The 23,856-nt window shown below is 65.4% G+C and carries 17 protein-coding genes; 12 read left to right on the top strand and 5 right to left on the bottom strand.

Going from position 1 to position 23,856, the window contains the following annotated elements; genetic code table 11:
* The first annotated feature begins 151 nt into the window (after positions 1-151).
* The 4 genes from HKW67_RS17060 (at position 152) to HKW67_RS17045 (ending at position 5,733) form a co-directional block, all read left to right on the top strand.
* The gene (locus tag HKW67_RS17060; protein WP_171226537.1) at positions 152-1,021 is read left to right on the top strand and encodes an SPFH domain-containing protein; all 870 of its coding nucleotides are present in this window, start codon (positions 152-154) and stop codon (positions 1,019-1,021) included.
* A gap of 18 nt (positions 1,022-1,039) precedes the next feature.
* The gene (locus HKW67_RS17055) at positions 1,040-1,246 is read left to right on the top strand and encodes a type II toxin-antitoxin system antitoxin (RefSeq protein WP_171226536.1); all 207 of its coding nucleotides are present in this window, start codon (positions 1,040-1,042) and stop codon (positions 1,244-1,246) included.
* An 18-nt stretch (positions 1,247-1,264) separates the two neighbouring features.
* Positions 1,265-2,905 (top strand): alpha/beta hydrolase family protein, encoded by a 1,641-nt coding sequence (locus tag HKW67_RS17050; protein ID WP_171226535.1) that lies wholly within the window; start codon positions 1,265-1,267, stop codon positions 2,903-2,905.
* Between the two features lie 515 nt (positions 2,906-3,420).
* On the top strand, positions 3,421-5,733 hold the full coding sequence (locus tag HKW67_RS17045) for a zinc-dependent metalloprotease (RefSeq protein ID WP_230981047.1): 2,313 nt from the start codon (positions 3,421-3,423) through the stop codon (positions 5,731-5,733).
* A gap of 36 nt (positions 5,734-5,769) precedes the next feature.
* On the opposite strand, the gene HKW67_RS17040 is transcribed toward HKW67_RS17045, so the two are convergent.
* Genes HKW67_RS17040 through HKW67_RS17020 form a run of 5 tightly spaced genes read right to left on the bottom strand, consistent with a single transcriptional unit; the run spans position 5,770 to position 9,456 of the window.
* Positions 5,770-6,273, bottom strand: a complete 504-nt coding sequence (locus tag HKW67_RS17040) for a DUF6702 family protein (protein ID WP_171226534.1) — start codon at positions 6,271-6,273, stop codon at positions 5,770-5,772.
* Positions 6,270-6,869, bottom strand: coding sequence for a HupE/UreJ family protein (locus HKW67_RS17035; protein WP_171226533.1), 600 nt, complete (start codon positions 6,867-6,869; stop codon positions 6,270-6,272). The genes HKW67_RS17040 and HKW67_RS17035 overlap by 4 nt, the downstream gene beginning before the upstream one ends.
* Positions 6,870-8,132, bottom strand: coding sequence for a tetratricopeptide repeat protein (locus HKW67_RS17030; protein ID WP_171226532.1), 1,263 nt, complete (start codon positions 8,130-8,132; stop codon positions 6,870-6,872).
* 11 nt (positions 8,133-8,143) lie between these two features.
* Positions 8,144-8,704 (bottom strand): DUF4331 family protein, encoded by a 561-nt coding sequence (locus HKW67_RS17025; RefSeq protein ID WP_171226531.1) that lies wholly within the window; start codon positions 8,702-8,704, stop codon positions 8,144-8,146.
* Between the two features lie 32 nt (positions 8,705-8,736).
* Positions 8,737-9,456 carry a DUF4331 family protein gene (locus tag HKW67_RS17020; protein ID WP_171226530.1) on the bottom strand — a complete coding sequence of 240 codons (720 nt, stop codon included), beginning with the start codon at positions 9,454-9,456 and terminating at the stop codon, positions 8,737-8,739.
* Positions 9,457-9,713: 257 nt separating this feature from the next.
* Here HKW67_RS17020 and HKW67_RS17015 point away from each other — a divergent pair, with 257 nt between their 5' ends.
* From HKW67_RS17015 to pdeM, 8 genes are all read left to right on the top strand, one after another.
* On the top strand, positions 9,714-11,819 hold the full coding sequence (locus HKW67_RS17015; protein WP_171226529.1) for a TonB-dependent receptor: 2,106 nt from the start codon (positions 9,714-9,716) through the stop codon (positions 11,817-11,819).
* 57 nt (positions 11,820-11,876) lie between these two features.
* Positions 11,877-14,456 (top strand): zinc-dependent metalloprotease, encoded by a 2,580-nt coding sequence (locus HKW67_RS17010; RefSeq protein WP_171226528.1) that lies wholly within the window; start codon positions 11,877-11,879, stop codon positions 14,454-14,456.
* A 128-nt stretch (positions 14,457-14,584) separates the two neighbouring features.
* Positions 14,585-16,480, top strand: coding sequence for a serine/threonine-protein kinase (locus HKW67_RS17005; protein WP_171226527.1), 1,896 nt, complete (start codon positions 14,585-14,587; stop codon positions 16,478-16,480).
* A gap of 65 nt (positions 16,481-16,545) precedes the next feature.
* On the top strand, positions 16,546-17,451 hold the full coding sequence (locus tag HKW67_RS17000; RefSeq protein ID WP_171226526.1) for a pirin family protein: 906 nt from the start codon (positions 16,546-16,548) through the stop codon (positions 17,449-17,451).
* Positions 17,452-17,630: 179 nt separating this feature from the next.
* On the top strand, positions 17,631-18,671 hold the full coding sequence (locus tag HKW67_RS16995; protein WP_171226525.1) for a ligase-associated DNA damage response exonuclease: 1,041 nt from the start codon (positions 17,631-17,633) through the stop codon (positions 18,669-18,671).
* Complete coding sequence (locus HKW67_RS16990; protein ID WP_171226524.1) at positions 18,668-20,272, top strand: ATP-dependent DNA ligase; 1,605 nt, start codon at positions 18,668-18,670, stop codon at positions 20,270-20,272. The genes HKW67_RS16995 and HKW67_RS16990 overlap by 4 nt, the downstream gene beginning before the upstream one ends.
* The gene (locus tag HKW67_RS16985; protein WP_171226523.1) at positions 20,259-22,796 is read left to right on the top strand and encodes a ligase-associated DNA damage response DEXH box helicase; all 2,538 of its coding nucleotides are present in this window, start codon (positions 20,259-20,261) and stop codon (positions 22,794-22,796) included. Before HKW67_RS16990 ends, HKW67_RS16985 begins: the two co-directional genes overlap by 14 nt.
* Entirely contained in the window at positions 22,793-23,464 is a 672-nt protein-coding gene (gene pdeM / locus HKW67_RS16980) for a ligase-associated DNA damage response endonuclease PdeM (protein WP_171226522.1), read from the top strand. The genes HKW67_RS16985 and pdeM overlap by 4 nt, the downstream gene beginning before the upstream one ends.
* The last annotated feature ends 392 nt before the right edge of the window (positions 23,465-23,856 follow it).

Here is a 23,856-nt window from a genome sequence, read left to right as displayed (position 1 = left end):
TGAGTACTGAAGGAACCCCATGGCCGATGGCCCATGGCCGATGGCCCACAGCCCCCAGCCCCAACGTTGAAACCCGCTCCCTCCTCATTGCGTACGGCGATACTGAAGTGATATCACTTCAATACCAAACCCCTCCACAGAGGTTTACATAATGTTCCGCGAAATCCAGGCCAAGCCATCCCCTGGCATCCTCATGGCGCTCCTGCTCGTCGTCGCCGTCATCGCCGGCGGCTATGTCTTCGCCAATGGCGCACGCGGTGACAGCGGGTTCGAGGTCGCCATCGGCTTGGTCATTCTGCTCTTCGCGTTTCTCTGCATGCCCGGCCTGTTCACGGTCGCGCCCAACGAAGGCAAGGTCCTCACGCTGTTCGGCAATTACAAAGGCACCGTCAAGACGCCGGGGCTCTGGTTCACGAACCCGTTCATGAGCAAGAAGGCCGTCTCGCTGCGCATCCGGAACTTCGAGACCAACAAGCTCAAGGTGAACGACGCGCGCTCGAATCCCGTCGAGATCGGTGCCATCGTGGTCTGGAAGGTGATCGACACCGCCGAGGCCATCTTCGAGGTGAACGACTACGTGCAGTACGTCGCCGTGCAGAGCGAATCAGCGGTGCGCGCCTTGGCGTCGTCGTATCCCTATGACCACCATGGCGACGACGCGATCGCCCTCAGTACGCACCCGACGGAAATCTCCAAGGGCCTGCTCGAAGCGTTGCACGACCGGCTCGCCACGGCCGGCGTCGAAGTGATCGAAGCGCGCATCAGCCACTTGGCCTACTCTCCCGAGATCGCGGCGGCCATGCTGCAACGCCAGCAGGCCAGCGCAATCGTGGCGGCGCGACAGACGATCGTGGAGGGCGCCGTGGGCATGGTCGAAATGGCGCTCGACGCGCTGTCGTCTCGCCAGATCGTCACGCTCGACGACGAACGCAAAGCGGCGATGGTCAGCAATTTGCTCGTCGTGCTCTGCTCCGATCGTTCAGTACATCCGGTGGTCAACACCGGGACACTGTACTCCTGAGCACGGGAGCGACGTCTCATGGCTGAACGCAAGTCATTCCTCATTCGCGTGGACCGCGATGTGCTCGACGCAGTCCAGCGTTGGGCCAACGATGACCTGCGCAGTCTCAACGGACAGATCGAATTTCTGCTGCGGCGCGCGCTCCGGGATGCCGGACGCGTGTCGAAGCAGGCGCCGGCTGATCGCAACACCCCGGTCGACGATATCGACCACGAGTCCTCATAACTCGCACGGTACTCCTCAATGCTGCACGTCATCTTCAATCGCTCGCGTCGCGCCGGCATCATCGCACTGCTGGCCGCGGCGGTGGCGCTCGTGCTTGGCGCCGTCCTGGCCACCTCGCTGCGCGCCCAACCCGCGCCCGCCTTCCACTTCGTGTATCTGCGCAGCATCGACACGCTCGGCACGGAAGTGGTCACACCCGGTCCATCATCGATCGTGGGGCTGCTCACCATGCGCGGGGCACCGGTGATTCGCTGGGAGCAGCAGCACGTGAACACCACGCCCGGGCGCCTCACATTGTCCGTGTTTGCACCCGGCGCGCCGACGTCCGGGCTCCCGACCCAGAACGTCGTGGTCAACATGGTCGGTGACAGCGCCAAGCTCACCATCTCAGCGAATGGCACTACGAGCGAGCAGACTCTGGCGAGTGCCATCGGGGCGGTGGCGCTCGTGGGCAACTCGGTGTTGCACAGTGCGCTGATGGCCGATCACGCCCGCGGCGCCAAGAAGACCTCGCTGCCGGTGTTTCTCACCAACGGCGGCCGCACCATGACGGCGTCCGTCACCGAGCAGGGAGACACCACGGTGTTCTCGATTGCGGGGATGGACGTGCGCATTCTGTGGGACCCCAACGGCGGACCACGCGAGATGAGCATTCCCGCGCAGAATCTGCGCGTGGTGCGCGCCAGCGGCGTTTCGGGTGGCGCCGCCACTGGCACCGCCAGCGCGACGACAGCGCCAGTGAAGATCGACTACAGTGCGCCGGCCGGTGCGCCGTACACCGCCGAAGACGTGGTCATCCCCACGCCGCGCGGTTACACGCTGGCCGGCACGCTCACGCGTCCGAAAGGCGCCGCCAAGCTGCCGGTGGTAATCACCATCAGCGGCAGCGGCCCGCAGGACCGCGACTCGCGCATCAGCATCGTGCGCAACTACGCACCGTTCCGCGATATCGCCGACACGCTCGGCCGCCGCGGCATCGCCGTGCTGCGCTTCGATGATCGTGGCGTCGGCGCCAGCGGCGGCGCGTCATCACGCGCCAACGCCACCAGCGCCGACTTCGCCGATGACGTGGCGGCCGTCGTGGCATATCTGCGCACGCGCTCCGACGTCGACGGCACCCGCATCGCGCTCGCCGGACATAGCGAAGGGGGACTCATCGCGCCGCTCGTGGCCGCCAAGGATCCCACGCTCCGCGCCGTCGTGCTGTTGGCAGGCCCCGCCTACAACGGCCGTCGCATCCTAGAATTCCAGAACGAGAACGCCATCAAGTCGGCTACGCAGATCACCGAGGCGCAGCGCGATTCGATTCGCCGCACCGTTCCCAAGGGGCTCGATTCCATCGCCGCCACCAATCCGTGGATGGGCTATTTCATGCGGACCGAGCCCTCGGCCGCGCTGCGTGGCGTGAAGCAGCCCACGCTGATCCTGCAGGGGAACACCGATCAGCAGGTTACCCCCGAGCAAGCCGACTCCATCGCGACCATTCTCAAGGCGAGCGGCAATACGCGCGTCACGCTGCGCCACTTCCCTGCCACGAATCATCTGTTCCTGGTTGATCCCTCCGGCGCGCCGGGCGGCTACACCGCGCTCAAGGACACGCGGGTGCGGCGCGACGTGCTGGGCGCGTTGGCGGATTGGATGGTGCAGGTGATGCGATAACAGCCAACAGCTTAGGGGGCAGGGAGGAGGGTCTCAGGAGGAGGGAGGAAGTAGCAACGGCACGCGGCTCACCCCCCCCCCCTCCTCCCTGACACCCTCCTCCCTGCTCCCTAAGGGGTTGGCAGTTGCCAGTTTTCAGTTCCGGGACCACCACCCGTCAGCACCCCGCCACCACCGCGCGTTACACTGCGTCTGCCGGTGCGCCACAACGCGCCCCCGGGCAACGTCCCCTCCCAGAGAACTGAACTGCATGCGACACGCTTCACTGTCGATCGCCGCCGCCGGCCTCGTGCTCGGCGCCTGCGCCCCGAAGCCGACCCCCGCGCCCCCCCCCCCGCGCCGACGCCGCCCCCCCCACCGCAGCACCGGGCGGTCGTCCCGCCGGCGCCCCGAATCAGGGCGGAGCCCAGGGCGGTGGTCAGCCCGGCGGCCAGGGCGGCGCCAACGCCGCGCAGGACCCCCAGCCGCGCCCCTACGGCACCGTCATCACGCCGCGCGCCGTCACCAAGAGTGGCGTGTTCAAGGTCCACTCCGTCGGCAGCCGTCTCTACTTCGAGATCCCGCGCGCTGAGCTCGGCAAGGATTACGTCATCGTCACCACGCTCGCCGGCACGCCCGACGAGATCGGCATTCGTGGCACGCAGGGCGGCAACAACCTCGTGCGCTTCGAGCGTCGCGACAATCGCATCTTCGTGCGCGAAGCCGATTACCGCGACATCATCGCCGACACCGCGTCGTCGCAGCGCATGGCCGCCGAGTTGATCGGCGTCACCAAGATTCTCGCCGCGCTCAACATCGAAGCGTACGGCCCCGACAGCTCGGCCGTCGTTGAAGTCACGCGCATGTTCACCGGCGGCGTGGCCGAATACACCGCACTCGGTCGTCGCGCCACGGTCGATGCCGCGCGCTCGTACATCGATCGCTTCGCCGCGTATTCGCGCAACGTGAACGTCACCGCCGTACAGAGCTTCACGCCGCAGGGCGGAGCGCCCGGTGCAGGTGGCCCGCCGGGTGCAGGTGCCGCCGCGACGGCACCAACGACCGAGAAGTACACCTTCTCGATCGCCAAGCTGCCCGACGTGCCGATGCAGCCGCGCCTGCTCGACGAGCGCGTGGGCTACTTCGGCGTGAATCAGCGTGACTTCTCCGGCGCCACACAGCGCGTGGAAACCAAGCGATACATCTCGCGCTGGCGCCTTGAGTGCTCCGACAAGAAGGTCGGCAATCTCTGCGTCCCCAAGAAGCCGATCACGTATTACCTCGACCCCGCTACGCCGGCGTGGTTGAAGCCGTGGATCAAGAAGGGCATCGAAGACTGGCAGGTGGCCTTCGAAGCCGCCGGCTTCTACAAGGGCATCATCGCCGCCGAAGCACCGGCCAACGATCCCGACTTCTCCGGCGAAGACGCCACCGTCGCCATGGTGCGCTGGCTCCCGTCGGCCACCGAAAACGCCGTCGGTCCGTCGCTCAAGGATCCGCGCACCGGTGAGATCATCGACGCCGACGTGCAGACGTATCTCAACGTCATGAACCTCGGTCGCTCGTGGTACTTCACGCAGGTCGGCCATCTCGACAAGCGCGCGCAGAAGTTCCCGTTCCCCGACTCACTCGCCGGCCGTTTGCTCGAGTACGTGACGGCGCACGAAGTGGGACACACGCTCGGCTTCCCGCACAACTTCAAGGCCAGCTCGATGTATCCGCTGGACTCGGTGCGCTCGAAGACGTGGGTCGCCAAGAATGGCCACACGCCCACGCTGATGGACTACTCACGCTTCAACTACGTGGCGCAGCCGGAAGACGGGATCGCGCTCGACGACCTGATCCCGAAGGTCGGTCCGTACGACAAGTACGCGGTGATGTGGGGCTACTCGCCGATTCCGAACGCCAAGACGCCGGAAGCGGAGAAGGCCACGCTCGACAAGTGGTCGAAGATGCAGGACACGATCCCCTGGTACCGGTTCGCCAACGACGGCGGCGCGCAGGGTGCAGATCCGGGTGAGCAGTCGGAAGCGGTCGGTGATGCCGATGCCGTGAAAGCCACGACGCTCGGCGTGAAGAACCTCAAGCGCACGATGGCCATTTTGGAGTCGGCCACGGCGTGGAAGGACGGCAGCACGTACGACGACCTCGAAGAGATCTACGGCCGCACCGTTGGTCAGTGGGCCACCGAGATGGGCCACGTGGCCCGCATCATCGGCTCGGAGTACAAGCAGGAAAAGCTGGTGGGTCAGAAGGGCGTCGTCTGGCAGAACGTGGAGCCCAAGCGCCAGAAGGACGCGCTCCAGTTCCTGCTCGACAACGCGTACACCACGCCCACGTGGCTGCTCGACGAGAACATCACGCGCAAGATCGAGTCGAACGGCAGCTTGAGCCGTGTCGGCAACGCACAAGCGCGTTCGCTGGCGTCGGTGGTCAGCAACGACCGCCTCGCTCGCATGGTCGAGCTGGAAGCGATGGCCAAGTCGAAGAGTGAAGTGTATCCGGTGGCCGACATGCTCACCGATCTCCGTCGCGGCCTGTGGAAGGAAATCGAAACGGGCGCACCGATCGACGCCTTCCGTCGTCGTCTGCAGCGCGTGTACCTCGAAGCGATGGCGAGCAAGATCAACCCGCCCGCCGCGTCGGCGGCTCAGCAGGCGCCAGCTGGCGCCCGTGGTGCACCGGCTCCGGTCACCACGGCGGATTTCCGTCCGATCCTAAAGAGTGAGATGCGGGCACTCGACGCCGATCTCGCTGCAGCCATCGCCAAGACCAGCGATCGCATGAGCAAGGCGCATCTCGAAGATGCCCGCGATCAGATCGCCAAGATGCTCGACCCGAAAAACTAAGTAGGGAGTAAGGCGTGGGGTGTGTGCGGACCGTCGTTATGACGCCGCGCACACCCCACGTTCTACAATGGCCGTTGCCGCGCGACCGCGCGTGAACAGATTGGTGCGGCGACTGCCCGCCACGTCGCATTGCACAATATTGACCTGATCGGCGTGCAGCTCCGACAGCATCTGATTGCCCAGCCGTAGCGGCGCGGTGCGTGTCGCCGTGACAAGGCGGAAACACAGGACGTACGCATCCTGCATTCGCTTCACGCCGCACGACTGCATGATCAGCGGTTTGCCCGCCGCGGTCGTCGGCGTCAATCGCGCCGTCGCATAGGCGACCAACTCGGGCACCCGCACTGACGAATCAGCCGGCGGCGTGCGCCCGCTGAAACGCGCCACCGACGCCGACAAGTCGTCAGCGAAGGCTCGCACCGTGAGCGTATAGCCCTGCGCGTCGGCCGTCACGGTGGTATGCGTGGTATGAATGGCATGCGCCCGCGCCGGCGAAGCCAGCGCGAGGCTCATCAGGAGCACCACGGCCACGCGTTTCATTGCGGAAACCGCTGCCACGCCCAGCCCGTGGCGATGACCGTGACGCCCAGTGACACTGCAGTGAGGCGCAGCGGAAATGGATCGCGCGACGGCAGAGCGACCGACAATCCGCCGTCAACGAGGCGAAAGAGCACCGCCGTCGCGGCGAGCACGACGATTTGCCCAGCCTCGATGCCGAGGTTGAATCCCACCAGCGGCACCGCGATCGAGTCGAGAAACAGACTGCGCAGGTATCCCGCAAAGCCGGCGCCGTGCACCAGGCCGAACCCCGCGGCGAACAGCACGCGATGCCGTGAGAACGTGCCCTGGGCGGCGCGGGAGCGCTGCACGATATTCTCGATGCCAGTGGCGACGATGGTCAGCGGTATCAGGAACTCGACGAGGCGCGGCGGAAGTACCAGCACGTTCGTGACCGCCAGCGCCAGCGTGATCGAGTGCCCAATCGTGAATGCGCTGATCACCCAGAGCACTTGGCGCCAGTCACGACCACGATAGATCGCCGCCAGTACCAGCAGAAACAGGATGTGATCGAACGCGTCGATGGCGACGATGTGCTGAAAGCCGAGAGCCGCGAAGCTGACGAGTTCAGAGAGCATCTATCGGCCCGCCGTCTCGCGGCTCGCCGACACGACCGTTGGAGCGGCGGCGATCATCGCGGCGTGATGCTGCAGCAGCGGATCCGGCGTGTTCAGCCGCATCGCCTGCGCCATCATCTCACGCGCCTCGCTGAAGCGGCCGGCCCGATACAGCGCCCACGCCGTCAGGTCATACCCGTACACATCGCGTCGCGTCTCCAGCTCGGCCTTCGCCTTTTCCAGCACGGTGTTGACCTGCTCCCGCTGATCCAGCAGGTACAGACTCCACGCGCGATCATACGGCCCCTGTTGGGCCGATGCGACCACCGCCAGCGTTTGCGCATACTCGCGCCCCTTCGCGTGGTCGCCGAGCGTCGTGTAGGCCTTCGACAGCAGTCCGAGGGTGGCCGGGTCCATGCGCACGGCGATGGCACGTTCCCCCCAGGCGATGACCGCCGCGGGCTGCTCTTGCTGCTCCGCGAGTCGCGCCATGGCTGCCAGCAGGCGGGGATCCTGGTCATCGAGCGCGAGTCCGGCGCGGTATGCCGTGGCGGCATCCCGGGCACGACCCGCACGCAGCTCGAGATCTCCGACGCGCAGATGAAACCAGGCCTTCGTCTCGGTACTCAGATCGCGACGGGCCAATGCCTCCGTGCGCGCCGCGTTCAACACGCGGCGTGCCTTCTCGACGTGATTCGTCAGTTCCAGCCATCGCGCCACGCGCGGAGCGATCGACAGTCCGGAGCGGGCCGTCCATACCGAGTTGAACATGGTCGCGGCTGTGGAATCATCACCGAGTTCCATGGCGACTTCGCCGAGCAAGGCCCGATAGGCCGGCTGCTCGGGTTCCCACGACACCAGTGTACGTGCCACGTCCATCGCGTCGGTAAAGCGATGTTGCGCCAGCAAACTATTCGTCAGCGTGACCGCCGTAGCCGCATTGCGTCGTGTGCGCGTCGACAAGGAGCGACGCGCCAACGCTTCGGACGTGAGATATTCATCAAACACACCACTTTCCCGGGCGCGTTGCAGGTGCAGCGCGGCGAGTTGTCCCATTGAGACCGCGCTGACGGGATCAGCCGCCAGCGCTTCATTCCAAACGCGGATCTGCACATCGCGTTGCGCCCGCTCCGCCTCACGCTTTGACTCGCGCGAGGCGACTGCTGATGATGTGGCCGCGGTGCCCACTGCCGATGGCACCGTAAGATCTACGGCCATCGCCTGGTGGTAGGCCACTCCGCCAAGACCGGCGATCGTGAGACCAATCACCGCCGGCCACATCATCAGCCGGGGATTCATCGCGCCGCTTCGAGATACGGGAACGCCGTGCCGTACGTGCGCACCGACGTGCTGATGTTGTCCGACGTCAGGCCGGGCAATACCGTGGCAGCGGGGTCGAGCAGGTTGCCGAATGTCGCCGTGAGACCGGCATCGACCACATCGTCCTTCAGATTGCGGCCGCCGTAGCCACTGGCCAGCGCCCAGCTCAGCCAACCCGAGGTCGTGCCCGCACGATTCGGATACACCATGAGCATGTCGGGAACCAGCACCGCACCCAGCGTCGTGCCGATCGTGTTGCCACGATTGAAGGCATCGGTGAACGCCTTGATCTTGGTGCGGAAGCCGTTCGTGATGTCGGTGGCCGGCGCAGTCGTGTTGTGCAAGCCGTGATCGCGCTTGGCGAAGAACACTTCGCTCACCAGCGGATTGCCGAGGCGTTCGACCTGCGAGTATACCCGCGGGGTGGTGACGACTGGGTCAGTGATGGTGCCCCCGTTGTCGTCATCGCTGCACGCAGCGAACAACGGAAGGGCAAGCGCGACGGTGAACAGACGAGTAGCGAGTGAGCGGCGCATGCGCAGGGCTCCGTGAGAGTTGAGATTGGCGTTCATCGGCTGATCGTGCCCCAGACGCCGAAGTTGGCGGTCGCGGCCGTGTTCGACTGCAGCAGGGCCTTCGGGAGTTCGATGGCGATCGCGAGCGTGTTGAACGGACGCAGGAAGTCGATGCCAGGCGTACGGAATGCCGTAGCGGTCGGCGTGGCCGGGCCGGACAGCGCGCCGGTCGACGGACGACGGTCCGGAATGATGTTGAAGAACTGCTCGAGATCGATCACGAACGGATCCGCGCGCACGCCCGTGAACACCTGCGTGCCGGTGGCCGAGCCGCCGATGCTGCCGACCGTGCCCGTGAGCACCGGGCCGGTGGTGACGAGAGACGACTTCGTGCCGGTCATCGTCGGGGCAACGGGGCCACGCACCGTGTACTTCTGCGCTGCACCGACGCCATTGTCGAACGTGACCTGGAACACCAAGTCTTCGATCGCGTCGCCGCTGTTGTCGACCTTGAGCTGGTACAGCAGATCCGGATCGAACGACGCCGTCGTGCCGGCAATCGGGCTCGACGTGGTCATGATGAGCGCAATGCGATCGGCCGAGGAGCCGGGGAACGCATACACATCATTGATGTCCATGCGCGGATTCAGCTCGACTTCGGGCGTATCCTGGTGATCCGATGCGTATACCGCGCCGGCCACACCGATCGAGCCGACGGCGGCGACCAGCGCGACGACGCGCGAGGCGCGTCGTGAGAGAAAGGAGATGTCCACAGAGAATTCCTATGTGTGGGAAGGGTAGAGTCCGAGCCGCTCGCGATCGACGCGAGAACGGAGAGGAGGTGCAGTGCCTGACTGCCCGACCCGAGGACTACGACGCTGACGGCGTCTTGGATGTATGAACCATTGCACATCGTGCGCCAGCACCCCTCGCCCCCCCTCCACCATCCAGCGGATCGCGGCCGGCGTATTGCAACGGGTTTGCGAACCTTGGGTCCATTTGGTACCTCTCATCTACCCTTGCCTTCCATATGCGCGATTCTCGCGATGCATCCTGCCGACTGCTCGCCGTCGCGCTCAGCGGACTCGTCGCTGCAGCACCGCTCTTGGCACAGCAGACAGACAGCAGCGCCGCGCGGAAGCAGCGGACTGACTCGGCCGCCTCAACCACACTGCGCGCCGTACAGGTACGCGGACGCGCGGATAACCTGATTGGCATTGCCTCCAGCGCGTCTCAAGGGCGCATCGGTCGCGCCGACCTTCGCCTGCGTCCGCTGCAGCGTGAGGGCGAGATTCTCGAAGCCGTGCCCGGCATGATCCTCACGCAGCACAGCGGAGACGGCAAAGCCAATCAAATGGTCGTGCGCGGATTCAACCTCGATCACGGGACCGACTTCCAGACCCGTCTCGAGTCGATGCCGCTCAATCTTCCCACGCACGGCCACGGGCACGGCTACACCTATCTGAATCCGCTCATTCCTGAGTTCGTGGATCACCTCGAGTACAAGCTCGGGCCGATGTACGCCGAACTCGGAGACTTCGGCAGCGCCGGCGGTGCCACGCTGCACCTCACGCGATCACTCCTCAAGCCGGTTGCCTTGCTCGAGTCCGGGGCCTTTGGCTTCCGACGTGCCGTACTGGGCGCCGGCGCATCAACGCGCCGCAACCAGTTCATCGTCGGCGGCGAAGCGAAGCAGTACGATGGACCGTGGGAGCAGCCCCAGCGGCTGGGGAAGTTCAGTGGCCTCGCGCGATGGACGTACACGGGCCAGCGCGACGAGATCTCGGTGTTGGCCTTGGGCTATGCGAATAAATGGAACGCCACCGACCAGATTCCGGCGCGCGCGTTCGCGTCCGGAGCTATCGGTCGGTTTGGACAGGTCGACCCCACGCTCGGCGGCGACGCCTCGCGCAACAGCCTCTCGCTGTCATGGACGCGCACACAGCGGCGTGGCAAACTCGCCATCGATGCGTTTGTCGTGCGTCACGACCTCAATCTGTTTTCGAATTTCACCTACTTCCTCGACAACGCAGGACGTGGTGATCAGATCAATCAGACCGATCGTCGCACGATTGGCGGCGTGAACCTCGAGTTGACCCGAGTTGGCATCGTGTCCGGTGTTGCACACGCGCTCCGCACCGGTGTGCAATTGCGCGGCGACGATATCGCGGTGGGACTGTATCGCAGCGATCGGCGCGTACGTGGTGACACGGTACGCCGTGACAATATTCGCCAAGGGAGCGCCGGAGCGTATGCCAGTCTCGAGTCGCATTGGAGCCCGCGCGTGCGCACCGTGCTTGGGGTGCGGCAAGATTGGTATGACTTCCACGTGCAGAGCAACGACTCACGCAACAGCGGCACGCGCCTGGCAACGATTGGAAGTCCGAAGGCATCCTTGGTTTTTTCGCCGGTCAGTGGTACCGAGCTGTATTTGGGAGGCGGCCTCGGATTTCACAGCAACGACGCACGCGGCACCACCATTCGCTTCGACCCGGTCAGCGGCGACCCCGCGACACCGGTCAACCCGCTGGTGCGTTCTCGCGCGGCAGAATTGGGCCTCCGGACATCGCGTGGCGAATGGTTGCGTACGACCGCATCGCTCTGGGCATTGAACCTGGATAGCGAGTTGTTGTTCGTCGGCGACGCGGGCACCACCGAGGCCTTGGGGGGAACGCATCGCGTGGGAGTCACCATGGCGAACTTCGTGAAGCCAGTGAGCACGCTCAGTCTCGACACCGACGTGTCGTTCACGCGCGCACGCTTCGCCGATGTCGGTCGCGATGCCGATCGCATTCCCGGTGCACTCGAACGTGTGATCACGGCCGGTGCCACCTGGGAGCCGCGTCGGGGCGTGCACGCCGTCGCTCGTGTGCGTCACTTCGGATCGAGTGCGCTCACGGAGGACAACCGTGTGCGCGGTACACCCACCACGCTGCTGAATCTGAGTGTTGGTGGTACCATCCGCGGCACCCGACTCACAGCCAGCATGCTGAACGCGAGCAATGCCCGGTCGAGTGACGTGCAGTATTTCTACGCGTCTCGGCTGGCCGGAGAGTCAGGAGCGGGCGTGGCGGACGTGCATTTCCATCCCGTCGAACCGCGCATGCTGCGCGTTGGCCTCTCACGCGGCTTTTAGCTAGACTCAAGGTGAGCCCGTCAAATGTGCGGGTGCCCCCTTTTCCGATCAGGTCCAATGCGCTTTCGCTCTCTCCCGCTGGCCGCGGCAGGGCTCGCGCTCGCAGCGTGTCAGCCGGCCAAGAAGCCGACGCCCGCTCCGACGCCTGCCGCTCGCCCCGCTGGCCAGAATGGCACGCCGACGCCCGGACAGCCGACTCCGGGCCAACCGACACCGGGCCAGCCGCCCGCTGGCGGTCTCCCTGCTGGACTCGCGGCGGGCCTTGCCGGTATCGGAGGCGGTGGAGCTGACCCCGTGCCGCGTCCGTACGCCACGGTCATCACCCCGCGCGCCAAGACCAAGACCGGCGTCTTCGGTGTGCACCAGGTTGGCTCGCGTCTGTATTTCGAGATCCCGGCCGCCGAAGTGGGCAAGGATTTCGTGATCACGACGGTGCTCGCCGGCACGCCCGCCGGCATCGGCATCAACGGCACGCTCGGACCCGATCGCGTGGTGCGCTTCGAGCGCCGCGATAATCGGATCCTCATTCGCGACATCAACTACAACAACGTCGCGACCGATAGCATGCTCTCCACGCGTCGCGCGATGTCGCTGATCGAGTTCTATCCGATCATCGCCGCCCTGAACGTGGAAGCGTACGGCAAGGACAGCGCGGCCGTCATCGAAGTGACGCGCATGTTCACCGGAGGCATCCAGGAGTTCGCCGCCGGCGGACGTCGTGCCGCCGTGGACCCCACGCGTTCCTACATCGAGAAGTTCGCGGCCTTCACCCGCAACGTGAACGTCACCGCGACGCAGACCTTCACACCGCAGGGCGCCGGTGGCATCGCCATTCCGGGGCTAAACCTCGGCGGCGCGCAAGCGACCACCGAAGCGTACACCTTCTCGGTCGTCCGTCTCCCCGACGTGCCGATGATGCCGCGCTTCAATGACGCGCGCGTCGGGTTCTTCGGCCCGAACAAAACCGATTTCGGTTCGCCCGAGCAGCGCGTGCTGCCGCGCCGGTACATCTCACGCTGGCGTCTCGAGTGCTCCGACCAGAAGGTCGGCAATCTTTGCGTGCCGAAGAAGCCGATCACCTACTACGTCGACCCGGCCACGCCCGAGTGGCTCAAGCCGTGGATCAAGGCCGGCATCGAGGAGTGGCAGGGCGCGTTCGAACAGGCCGGCTTCGCCAAGGGTATCGTGGCGGGCGTCGTGCCCTCCGATCCCGACTTCTCCGGTGAAGACGCGTCGGTCGCGATGGTGCGCTGGCTGCCGTCTCCGGTGGCCAATGCCGTGGGACCGAGCACGGTCGATCCGCGCAGCGGCGAGATCATCGATGCCGACGTGCAGATGTATCACAACATCATGGACCTCCAGCGCGAGTGGTACTTCTCGCAGGTGGGCCATCTCGACAAGCGCGCGCAGACGTTCCCGTTCCCCGATTCACTGATGGGACGTCTGGTGCAGTTCGTTGCGGCCCACGAAGTCGGCCACACCCTCGGCTTCCCGCACAACTTCAAGAGTAGCTCGATGTACCCCGTCGACTCGGTCCGCAGCAAGACGTGGGTCGCGAAGATGGGCCATTCGCCGTCGATCATGGACTACGCGCGGTTCAACTACGTCGCCCAGCCCGAAGACGGCATCCCGCTCGGCGATCTGGTGCCGAAAGTCGGCCCCTACGACATGTTCGCGGTGAAATGGGGCTACACGCCCATCGCGAACGCGAAGCGCCCGGAAGACGAGAAGTCCACGCTCGACAGCTGGGCCCGCATGCAGGACACCGTGCCGTGGTACCGCTACGGCGGCGGGCAGGTCGATCCCGGCGAGCAGTCGGAAGCGATCGGTGACGCCGACGCCGTGAAGTCCACGCGCCTCGGCTTCAAGAACCTGCGTCGCATCGTGGATCTGGTCGTGCCCGCCTCGACGACCGACAAGACGGCCGACTACTCGCTGCTGCGCGCCACGTATGGCGGCGTGCTCAATCAGTGGGCGACCGAAGCGCAGCACGTGACGCGAGTGGTCGGTGGCCTCGACAAACAGGAAAAGGCCGTCAGCCAGAGCGGGCCGGTGTGGACGATGGTGCCGCGTGCCCGTCAGAAGGCCGCGATGAATTTCCTGAACGACGAGGTGTTCACCACGCCGACCGCGATGATCAAGCCGGACATCCTCCGCAAGATCGAGTCGGACGGCAACATCAACCGCGTCAGCGGTGCCCAGGCCCGCACCCTGTCGTCGCTGGTGCAGAACGCCAAGCTGCAGCGCATGGTGGAGTTCGAAGCGATCGCCACGAACAAGGCGCAGGTGTACACGCTGGGTGAGATGCTCACCGACCTCCGCCGCGGTCTCTTCAGCGAGATCTACGTGGGTAAGCCGATCGACGCGTACCGTCGTCGTCTGCAGGCCACCTATCTCGAAGCCATGGCGTCCAAGATCAAGCCGCCCGCCGCGAATCCGCAGGACGCGGTGCTGGCCGCCCTGTTCGGGCAGGCGGTCGTGAATACCCGCGACTTCCGCCCGCTGCTCAAGGACGAGATGCGCACGCTCGATCGTGAGCTGGCAGCGGCCGTGGGCCGCGCCGGTGATCGGAACACCCGCGCCCACCTGCTGGACGCACGCGACCAGATCAAGGCGATGTTGGACACGGAGAAGTAGTCCGGCACCACCAGGTCTGCAGGGTCGAGAGTCGGGGCGGTCGCGCGAACAGCGTGGCCGCCCCGTTTTTCGAGCCGCAGGACCCTCCCGTGTAACCGGACAGTGCGCGCGCACGTAATTTTCCGCACATGTCATTGCACGCTGAATCCGCCCCCGGCGATGTCGCCCCGGTCCGATCCGCCCTGCGCGGCCAGTACGAAATCCAGCGGGAGCTTGGACGCGGCGGCATGGGTATCGTGCTGCTGGCGCGCGACGAACGGCTCGATCGATTGGTCGCGCTCAAGGTGCTGCCACCGCAACTGGCCGAGCATGCGGAGACCAAGGAGCGCTTTCTTCGGGAAGCGCGGATGGCGGCGCAGCTGTCGCATCCCAACATCGTGCCGGTGTACCGGGCCGACGAGATCAACGGCTTCGCCTTCTTCGCGATGGGATTCGTGGAAGGCGAGACGTTGGGCGAACGGATCCGCGACCGGGGCGCCCTGCCCGCCGCCGACGTGGTCCGGGTGCTGCGCGAAGTCGCTTGGGCGCTGGCCTACGCGCACGCCCGCGGCATCGTGCACCGGGATGTGAAGCCCGACAACATCCTGCTCGAGCGCGGCAGCGGCCGGTCGGTGGTGACCGACTTCGGCATCGCCCGATCGGACTTCAACCCGGCGCTGACGCAAGATGGCTATGTGCTGGGCACGGTCCACTTCATGAGCCCGGAGCAGGCCAGCGGGGAGCCGCTCGACGGCCGCAGCGATCTGTACGCACTGGGGTGCATCGGCTTTCTGGCGCTCAGCGGCCGCCTCCCCTTCGAGGGATCGGCACCGCAGGCGATCCTGGTCGCTCACGCCACCAAGGAGCCACCGGCGCTCCGATCGGTCGCGCCGTCGGTGCCGCCAGCCTTGGCCGCCGTGATCGACCAATGCCTGCGGAAGCGGGCCGACGACCGCTTCGCCAACGGCGAGGAGCTGGCCGACGCGCTGGGCAAGGCACTACAAGCGGTCGAAAGCGCGGCCCGTGACGACAACGGTCAGACCGCGCTCTCGAGCGACGACGCCATGCTGATCTGGCGTCGCGCAGCGGAATTGCAGGCTGAGGCAGCGGCGCGTCTGGAGTCGAGAATGCGGGCGACGGCGGGTTCGAAGCAGCTCGTTGCGACCTCGATGGTGCCGGTCGAGGCACAAGATGGCGCGACAGCAGCTGGTCAGAATTCGACCAGTGATGCGTCATTACCGACCGATGCGTACCGATTGCGCGATGTCGAGGCCGCCGCGGTTGAGGCCGGCATCTCACAACGATACGTCGCGTTGGCCCTCGATGAGCTCCGGGCGTCGCCCAATGCTGTGCAGCGCGCGCAGCCGATGCCGCGGTGGAAGGAGAGTCTCGCCACACGCCTGTTCGGCACCTCGCAACGCACCCTGTCCGTCACCCGCCGTTTCGCGGCCGCACCTCGCGCAGTACTTCAGGTGCTGGGCCGGTCACTCCAGGCAGCGCCGTGGTCACTGGCGCTACGCGATACACTGGGGGGACACCCTCTCGATGGTGGCGTGTTGGTGTTCGATCTTCCGGCGATGGTCGATGGGAACTACAAGTGGACGTGGACTCGCTACGGCGTGTACGTGCCCGAGCTTCGTGTGTCGCTCGCTGCCGCGCCGGGCAGTACGAAGGCCTGCGAGGTCACCATCCACGTCAGCCTGAGAGAGGGGCTCACGGCCAACATCGCCGGCTACGGGATCATCGCCGGCGGTGGCAGCGCCTTCGGTGGCCTGATTGGTGCGGCGATCGGCAAGAAGGCGTTGCTGCTCGCCGGAGCCGCCATCGGGGGGCCGGCACTGGCCGGCGCCCTGTTGGCTGGTGTCGCGGTACTGGCAACGGCCGGCCCGCTGTACCGCTGGGAGATCCGGAAAACCGAGGCCGAGCTGCAGGCCGCATTGGCGACCATCGACGTCGCGATGCGGTCGATCGACATCTTCGGGGAGGCGCCGACGCCGCCTCCGCCTCGGCCGATCAGCTCGGGCATGGATTCGTTCGGCTTCTGAAGAAGCAGCTTGTTTTCTCTCATTACTGAGATACATTAAGAGCATCCCAACACCGAGAGAACGCAATGTCTATCCGTCCCGTCAAGCGAATCGTTCAGGCCCAACCGACCATGGAAGGCGCCGGCGTACACCTCCACCGTGCCTTCGGGTTCGGTGAAACGTCCGAAACCGACCCGTTCCTCCTGTTCGATGATTTCCGCAACGACGTGCCTCGGCAGTACCAGGCGGGCTTTCCCTGGCACCCGCATCGCGGCATCGAAACGATCACGTACGTCCTCGCCGGCAACGTCGAGCACGCCGACTCGCTAGGAAACCGCGGCATGCTGGGCGCCGGCGACGTGCAGTGGATGACCGCCGGCAGCGGTATCGTGCACCATGAGATGCCGCAGGGCGACTCGCAGGGACGCATGCACGGCTTCCAGCTGTGGGCCAACCTGCCCTCGTCGCTCAAGATGACGGCCCCGCGCTATCAGGATGTGCAGTCGAAGGAGATCGCCGAAATCGTGGACGACGACGGCACCACGGTCCGCGTGATCTGCGGCGAGTTCTGGGGAAAGCGTGGTCCGGTGGACGGCATTGCGGCTGATCCCAGCTATCTCGATGTGTTCGTCCCGGCGGGTCGCACGAAGTCGCTGCCGGTCGACGCATATCGCAGTACCTTCGCCTACATTTTTGAAGGGACTGGAACGTTCCGTCATGCCTCGGACCCGATGGGCGTGCTGACGGAGCGGACGGCGGGCAACGACGACGACCTCGTGCGGGACATGTCCGGCAATCGGTCGCTCGTGCTCTTCGACAGCGGCGATGAGGTCGTGGTTCGGGCCGGCGAGCAGGGTATTCGTTTCTTGCTCGTTTCTGGCGCCCCGATCAAGGAGCCGGTGGCGTGGTATGGTCCGATCGTGATGAACACGCAGGCTGAGCTGCAGGTCGCGATGCGCGAATTGCAGGCGGGGACCTTTATCAAACACTGAATGCGCTGAGCCGCCGTCCGTCTGTTCAGCAGACCCAGCGCCACGTGGCGCTGGGCGGTTCGTTCTTCTCGAGCGGGCTCACGCTGAGTTTCTGAGGGTGCGTCGAGGCAGCCCTCGGTTCCCGACGGCCTTCTCCGAGGACCGGGAACCTCGGCGAGCAGTCGGACACTCAGAAGATCATGTCCCTGCTCACCGAGACCGCGCGCGGGCTCTACTGTACCGCCGCCGACTGTTACATCGACCCGTGGGCTCCCGTACCGCGCGCGCTCATCACGCACGCGCACGGCGATCACCTCACCTGGGGATGTGAGCGCTACCTCGTGGCGCGCGATGGCGAAGGCGTGTCGCGCGAACGACTCGGCGCATCGGCGTCCGGCCTCGAATCGATCGCCTATGGCGAAAGGCGCGATATCAACGGCGTCACGGTGTCGTTTCATCCGGCCGGACATATTCTGGGCTCAGCCCAGATCCGCCTCGAGTATGGCGGTGAGGTCTGGGTGGTGTCCGGCGATTACAAGACCGACCCCGATCCCACCTGCGCCGCGTGGGAGCCGGTACGCTGTCACACGTTCATCACGGAAAGCACGTTCGGATTGCCGATATACCGGTGGCCGTCGCAGCAGCAAGTGTTCGCCGACATCAACGCGTGGTGGGCCAGGAACGCGAGTGACGGACAGGTGTCGTTGCTGTACGGCTACGCGTTGGGCAAGGCGCAGCGCATGCTGGCCGGTCTCGACCCTTCCATCGGGCCGATCCTCACGCACGGCGCCGTGGAACGGATGACGCAGGTGTACCGCGACGGTGGCATTGCGATGCCCAGCACGATCTATGCGCTCACCGCGACGAAGGCGTCCGCCACCTCGCGGGCGATCGTGGTGGCGCCACCCAGCGTCGACGGGTCGGCATGGGCGCGTCGCTTCGGCAGCACACGCGCCGCCTTCGCCAGCGGCTGGATGCAAGTGCGCGGCGCACGACGACGGCGCGGCGTCGACATGGGCTTCACGCTCAGCGATCACGTGGATTGGCCTCAGTTGCTCAGTGCGATCAGCGCGACCGGCGCCGAACGGGTGTGGGTGACACACGGGTTCACCGGCCCCGTAGTGAAGTGGCTGAATGACCACGGACTCGATGCGCGGGCCATCGCGACACGCTACGAAGGGGAACGCGATGATGCGGCCGTCGACACCGCCATTGATTCGGCCGCGGACGTGGCGCCGTGAGACAGTTCGCCGCGCTGTACGACGCGATCGATGCCACCACGGCGACCAGCGAAAAGGTCGCCGCTCTGGTGGCGTACTTCCACGCGGCATCAGCGCCGGATGCCGCATGGGCCGTCGCGTTTCTGTTGGGTCGCAGACCAAAGCGACTGGTACGCGCCCCCGATCTGCGCACGTGGGCCGCCCAAGCCGCCGATGTTCCGGCGTGGCTGTTCGAAGAGTGCTACGCGCAGGCCGGTGATCTGGCCGAAACGATCTCCTTGTTGGTACCCGAGAGCGACGCCAACGACGAGCAGACGCTTGCCTGGTGGGTGGAGGAGCGACTGCTGCCACTCGCCCACATGGACAGCGATGTGCAACGCGACGCGCTGCTGCACGCATGGCAGCAGCTCAACGGCACCTCACGCTTCCTCTTCAACAAACTGCTCACCGGCGCCTTTCGCGTCGGCGTGTCCGACGGCCTCGTGGTGCGCGCACTCGCGCAGGTGAGCGGGATCGCTGCCGAGTCGATCGCGCATCGACTCATGGGACAATGGGAGCCGAGCGCGGCGTGGTTCACGCAGCTGGTCGCCACTGAAACCACCGACGCCGACTGGAGTCGTCCATACCCGTTCTATCTCGCGTATCCGCTCGAGGCCGAGCTCGAATCACTGGGCCCGCCCGACGACTGGCAGCTGGAGTGGAAGTGGGACGGGATCCGCGCGCAGCTGGTACGTCGTCGCGGACGCACGTTCCTGTGGAGCCGCGGCGAGGAGCTGCTGGCCGATCGCTTTCCCGAGGTCGAAGCGAGCGCCGCATGGTTGCCTGATGGCACCGTGCTCGACGGCGAACTGTTGGCGTGGCGTGACGGTGCACCAATGCCGTTCAGCGAGCTGCAGCGCCGCATCGGTCGCAAGACGGTGGGCAAGAAACTGCTCGCCGACGTGCCATGTCATCTTCTCGTGTACGATTGTCTCGAAGCGGATGGCGTTGATGTGCGTGACCGGCCTATGCACGAGCGTCGCGCGCTGGCCGAATCCATCGTGTCGCGGCTGCCCGGCGGTGCGTCGATGGGCCTGTCACCGGTAGTCGACGTGTCCTCGTGGAGTGCCGCGCGGGATGCGCGCGAACGCTCGCGCGAGATGGTGGCTGAAGGGTTGATGCTGAAGCGTCGCTCGTCGCCCTATGGGGTGGGTCGAAAGGTCGGCGACTGGTGGAAGTGGAAGGTGAATCCGCTTACGGTCGATGCAGTGTTGGTGTACGCACAAGCCGGTCACGGTCGCCGCGCCGGACTCTTTACCGACTACACGTTCGCCATCTGGGACGGTGACGCGCTCGTGCCCTTTGCGAAGGCGTATTCAGGACTCACCGATGCCGAGATCCGCGAGGTGGACGCCTTCGTGCGTCGCAACACACTCGAGAAATTCGGGCCCGTGCGTACGGTAAAGCCGGAGCTCGTGTTCGAACTGGCCTTCGAGGGCATTCAGCGCAGCACGCGCCACAAGAGTGGCATCGCGGTGCGCTTTCCGCGCATGGCGCGGTGGCGTCGCGACAAGCCGGCCAACGAGGCGGACACGCTGGAAACGGTCAAGGCGTTGCTCACCGCGGGGCATGCCGGTGAGTGATGCTGAGGGGCGGCTCGAACAGTGGTTTGCGGCGCGCGGCTGGAGTCCGTTCGCCTTTCAGCGTGAAGTGTGGAGCGCCTATGCCAACGGCGAGTCTGGGCTGATTCACGCCGCGACCGGCACCGGCAAGACATACGCCGCGTGGATGGGGCCCGTGCTCGAAGCGCTGGCTGAGCATGAGGCGCCGCGCACTTTGCGTCGTCGTGCCGATGGAGCACCGCTGCGCGTGCTCTGGATTACGCCACTGCGTGCGCTTGCCGCCGACACCGAGCAGGCATTGCGCGAGCCTATCGAAGCGATGGGCCTGCCATGGACCGTCGAATCGCGCACCGGAGATACCAGCGCCGCTCGACGTGCGCGACAGCGCGACCGGTTGCCGTCTGCGCTCGTGACCACACCGGAATCACTCTCGTTGCTGCTCTGTCGCAAGGATCACGAGGCGATCTTTTCGGACGTGCGCTGCATCGTGGTCGACGAGTGGCACGAGCTGCTCTCCACCAAGCGCGGCGCGCAGGTGGAGTTGGCGCTGGCGCGTCTGCGACGCATCTGTCCGCAGCTCCGCACGTGGGGTGTGTCGGCCACGCTCGGCAATCTCGACACCGCAGCGGATACGCTCCTCGGGTATCGCGCCGATGGTGCGCCGCATGCCCGTCGGCTCGTACGCGGTATCGTACCCAAGGATACGCAGGTCGAGGCGCTCACACCCGACACCATGGACCGATTCCCGTGGGCGGGGCACCTGAACACCAAACTGTTGCCCGAGGTGATGCAACGCCTCGAGTCGGCGCAGAGTGCGATCGTGTTCACGAACACGCGCTCGCAATGTGAGATCTGGTTTCAATCCATCATCGCCGCGAACCCGGCATGGTTCGAGTTCACCGCAATCCATCACGGTTCACTTTCACGCGCGCAGCGTGAAGACGTGGAAGACGGACTCAAGACGGGGCGCTATCGCGTCGTGGTGGCCACCAGCTCGCTGGATCTTGGCGTGGACTTCTCACCCGTCGATCTGGTGATGCAGATCGGCAGCCCCAAAGGCGTCGCGCGGTTGATGCAGCGCGCCGGCCGATCGGGGCACTCGCCGGGCCGCGTCTCGCGCATTCTGTGCGTGCCCACGCATGCCTTCGAGCTGGTCGAAGTGGCCGCCGCCCGAGATGCGATGCGCGCCGGCGCCATCGAGAGTCGCGAGCCGCTCGATCGTCCGCTCGATCTCTTGGCGCAGCATCTCGTCACGCTCGCACTGGGCGGTGGATTCACCCGCCACGCAGTGCTGCAGGAGCTGCGTTCCACTCGGGCCTATCGGCTGCTGACCGATGTGGAGCTCGATTGGGTCATCGACTTCGTCACGCACGGCGGCAATGCCCTGAAGGCGTATCCCGAGTATGCGCGGGTTCAACTCGTGGGGGATCGCTACGTGGTGACCGATCGCCGTGTCGCAATGCGACATGTGCTCAACATCGGCACCATCGTGAGTGACGCGGCCATCGCCGTGCGCTATCTCAAAGGCGGCCGACTCGGCACCGTCGAAGAGTCTTTCGTATCTCGACTCTCCCCCGGCGATAAGTTCATCTTCGCCGGCACACCATTGGAGTTTGTGCGGCTGCGCGATCTCACGGCATGGGTGCGCAAGGCGAAGGGCATCACCGGGGCGATTCCGCGCTGGCAGGGCGCCCGCATGCCGCTCAGCACCGAGCTCTCGCACGCGGTACGGGCGAAGCTCGAGGAGGCGCGACAGGGCGTATACAGCGATCCCGAGATGCAGGCGGTACAGCCGGTACTCACTCTGCAGGCCGAGCGCAGCATCATTCCGCGGCCGGATGAGCTGCTCATCGAGCGATGCGAAACCCGCGATGGTCATCACCTGTTCGTGTATCCGTTCGAAGGCCGCTTGGTGCACGAGGGGCTCGCCGCGCTCTTTGCGTATCGCATGGCGCAGCTGACGCCGATCTCGTTCTCGTTCTCCTGTAACGACTATGGATTCGAGCTGCTTACCGCCGACGCGGCACCGTTGGAGGAGGCATTGGAGTCGGGCTTGCTGACGACGGAGCACCTGCTGCACGATATCACGCACAGTCTCAATGCCGCCGAATTGGCACGTCGTCAGTTCCGGGAGATCGCGCGCGTCGCCGGTTTGATCTTCGGAGGCTATCCGGGACAGTCGAAATCGGTGAAGCAGATGCAAGCGTCAAGTGGATTGTTGTACGATGTATTCGTGAACTACGATCCCGAGAACCTGTTGGTGCAGCAGGCCCGCCGAGAGGTGCTCGAGCGGCAGCTCGAATCGAGCCGGTTGGGCCGTGTGCTGCAGCGCCTGTCCGAGAGCATCGTGCGCGTGATCGATGTCGATCGCCCGACCCCGCTCGCCTTTCCGCTGCTGGTCGACTCCACGCGGTCGCGCGTGAGCTCGGAGAAGCTGGCGGATCGCGTGCGTCGCATGACGGTGTCGGCCGAGAAGTCGACGCGATCGGGCACGTCGATGACGTTCCGTGCGCACGAGGGCCGTGCCACGAAGGTGGTGAAGTGACGGGGAGCGCGATTCCCGCCGGCGCCGTTATCCATTCCGTTGCTGGTGAGCAGCTGGTGCTCTTGCCCGACCGTGCGATCTGGATTCCCGAGCGCCGCATGGTCATCGTCGCCGATCTCCATTGGGGCAAGGCGGCGGCATTTCGGGCCGCGTTCGTGCCGGTGCCCTTTGGCACCACGGCCAGCGATCTGGCGCGATTGTCCCGCGTGCTGCACGACACGGCCGCAACCCATCTGGTGGTGCTTGGCGATCTGCTGCACGCACGCGCCGGACGCCATGCCGATACACTGGCCACGATCGGCGCATGGCGTGAGGTGCATGCGGAGGTCGCGATCACATTGGTGCGCGGCAATCACGACGCGCATGCCGGCGATCCACCGGCTTCGTTGGATATTGTCTGCGTGGATGCGCCGTTTGCCATCGGACCATTCATCGGCGTGCACGAGCCGGCAGAGCACGCGGATGGCTACGTGCTGGCGGGACATTTGCATCCGTGCGTCTCGGTGTTCGGCCGCGGCCGTCAGCACGCGCGTCTCGCCGCATTCGTGTTCGGCCCCCGTGTCGGGGTGCTACCGGCCTTCTCCAGCTTCACCGGCACGGGAATGTACGAGCGGTCGGAGCAGGACACGCTGTTCGTGATCGCCGAACGCGACGTGATCGCGCCGTAGCGCGTTAGCCACCTCTGGTGCGCCGAGCGCAGCAGACCTGTGCCGCAATCTTCACAGAACAGCTTTGACCGCGGATTGGCACGGACAACACACGGATTCTCACGCACGCGCTTCGGAAACCGGGAGTGTACACGAGGTCGCTGTTTGTATTTGAAAAACAAACGGCAGGCCTAGCGCGGCATGCGGAGCGCGCGGTCTATACGGCACCAATTCGTGCGTGATCGGCGAAAATCCGCGGTCTGTATTTTTTGGTTCAGAAGCATCCAGCGCAGCTCGGAATCGCAGCAAAAGACTGAACAGCTTTGACCACGGATTCACACGAATAACACACGAATTCTCACGCACGCGCTTCGGAAACCGGGGGTGTACACGAGGTCGCTGTTTGTATTTGA

Source organism: Gemmatimonas groenlandica, from assembly GCF_013004105.1.
GTDB lineage: Bacteria > Gemmatimonadota > Gemmatimonadetes > Gemmatimonadales > Gemmatimonadaceae > Gemmatimonas > Gemmatimonas groenlandica.
Note: the sequence above shows the minus strand (reverse complement) of the source record. Positions and strands in the feature narration are given on the sequence as shown.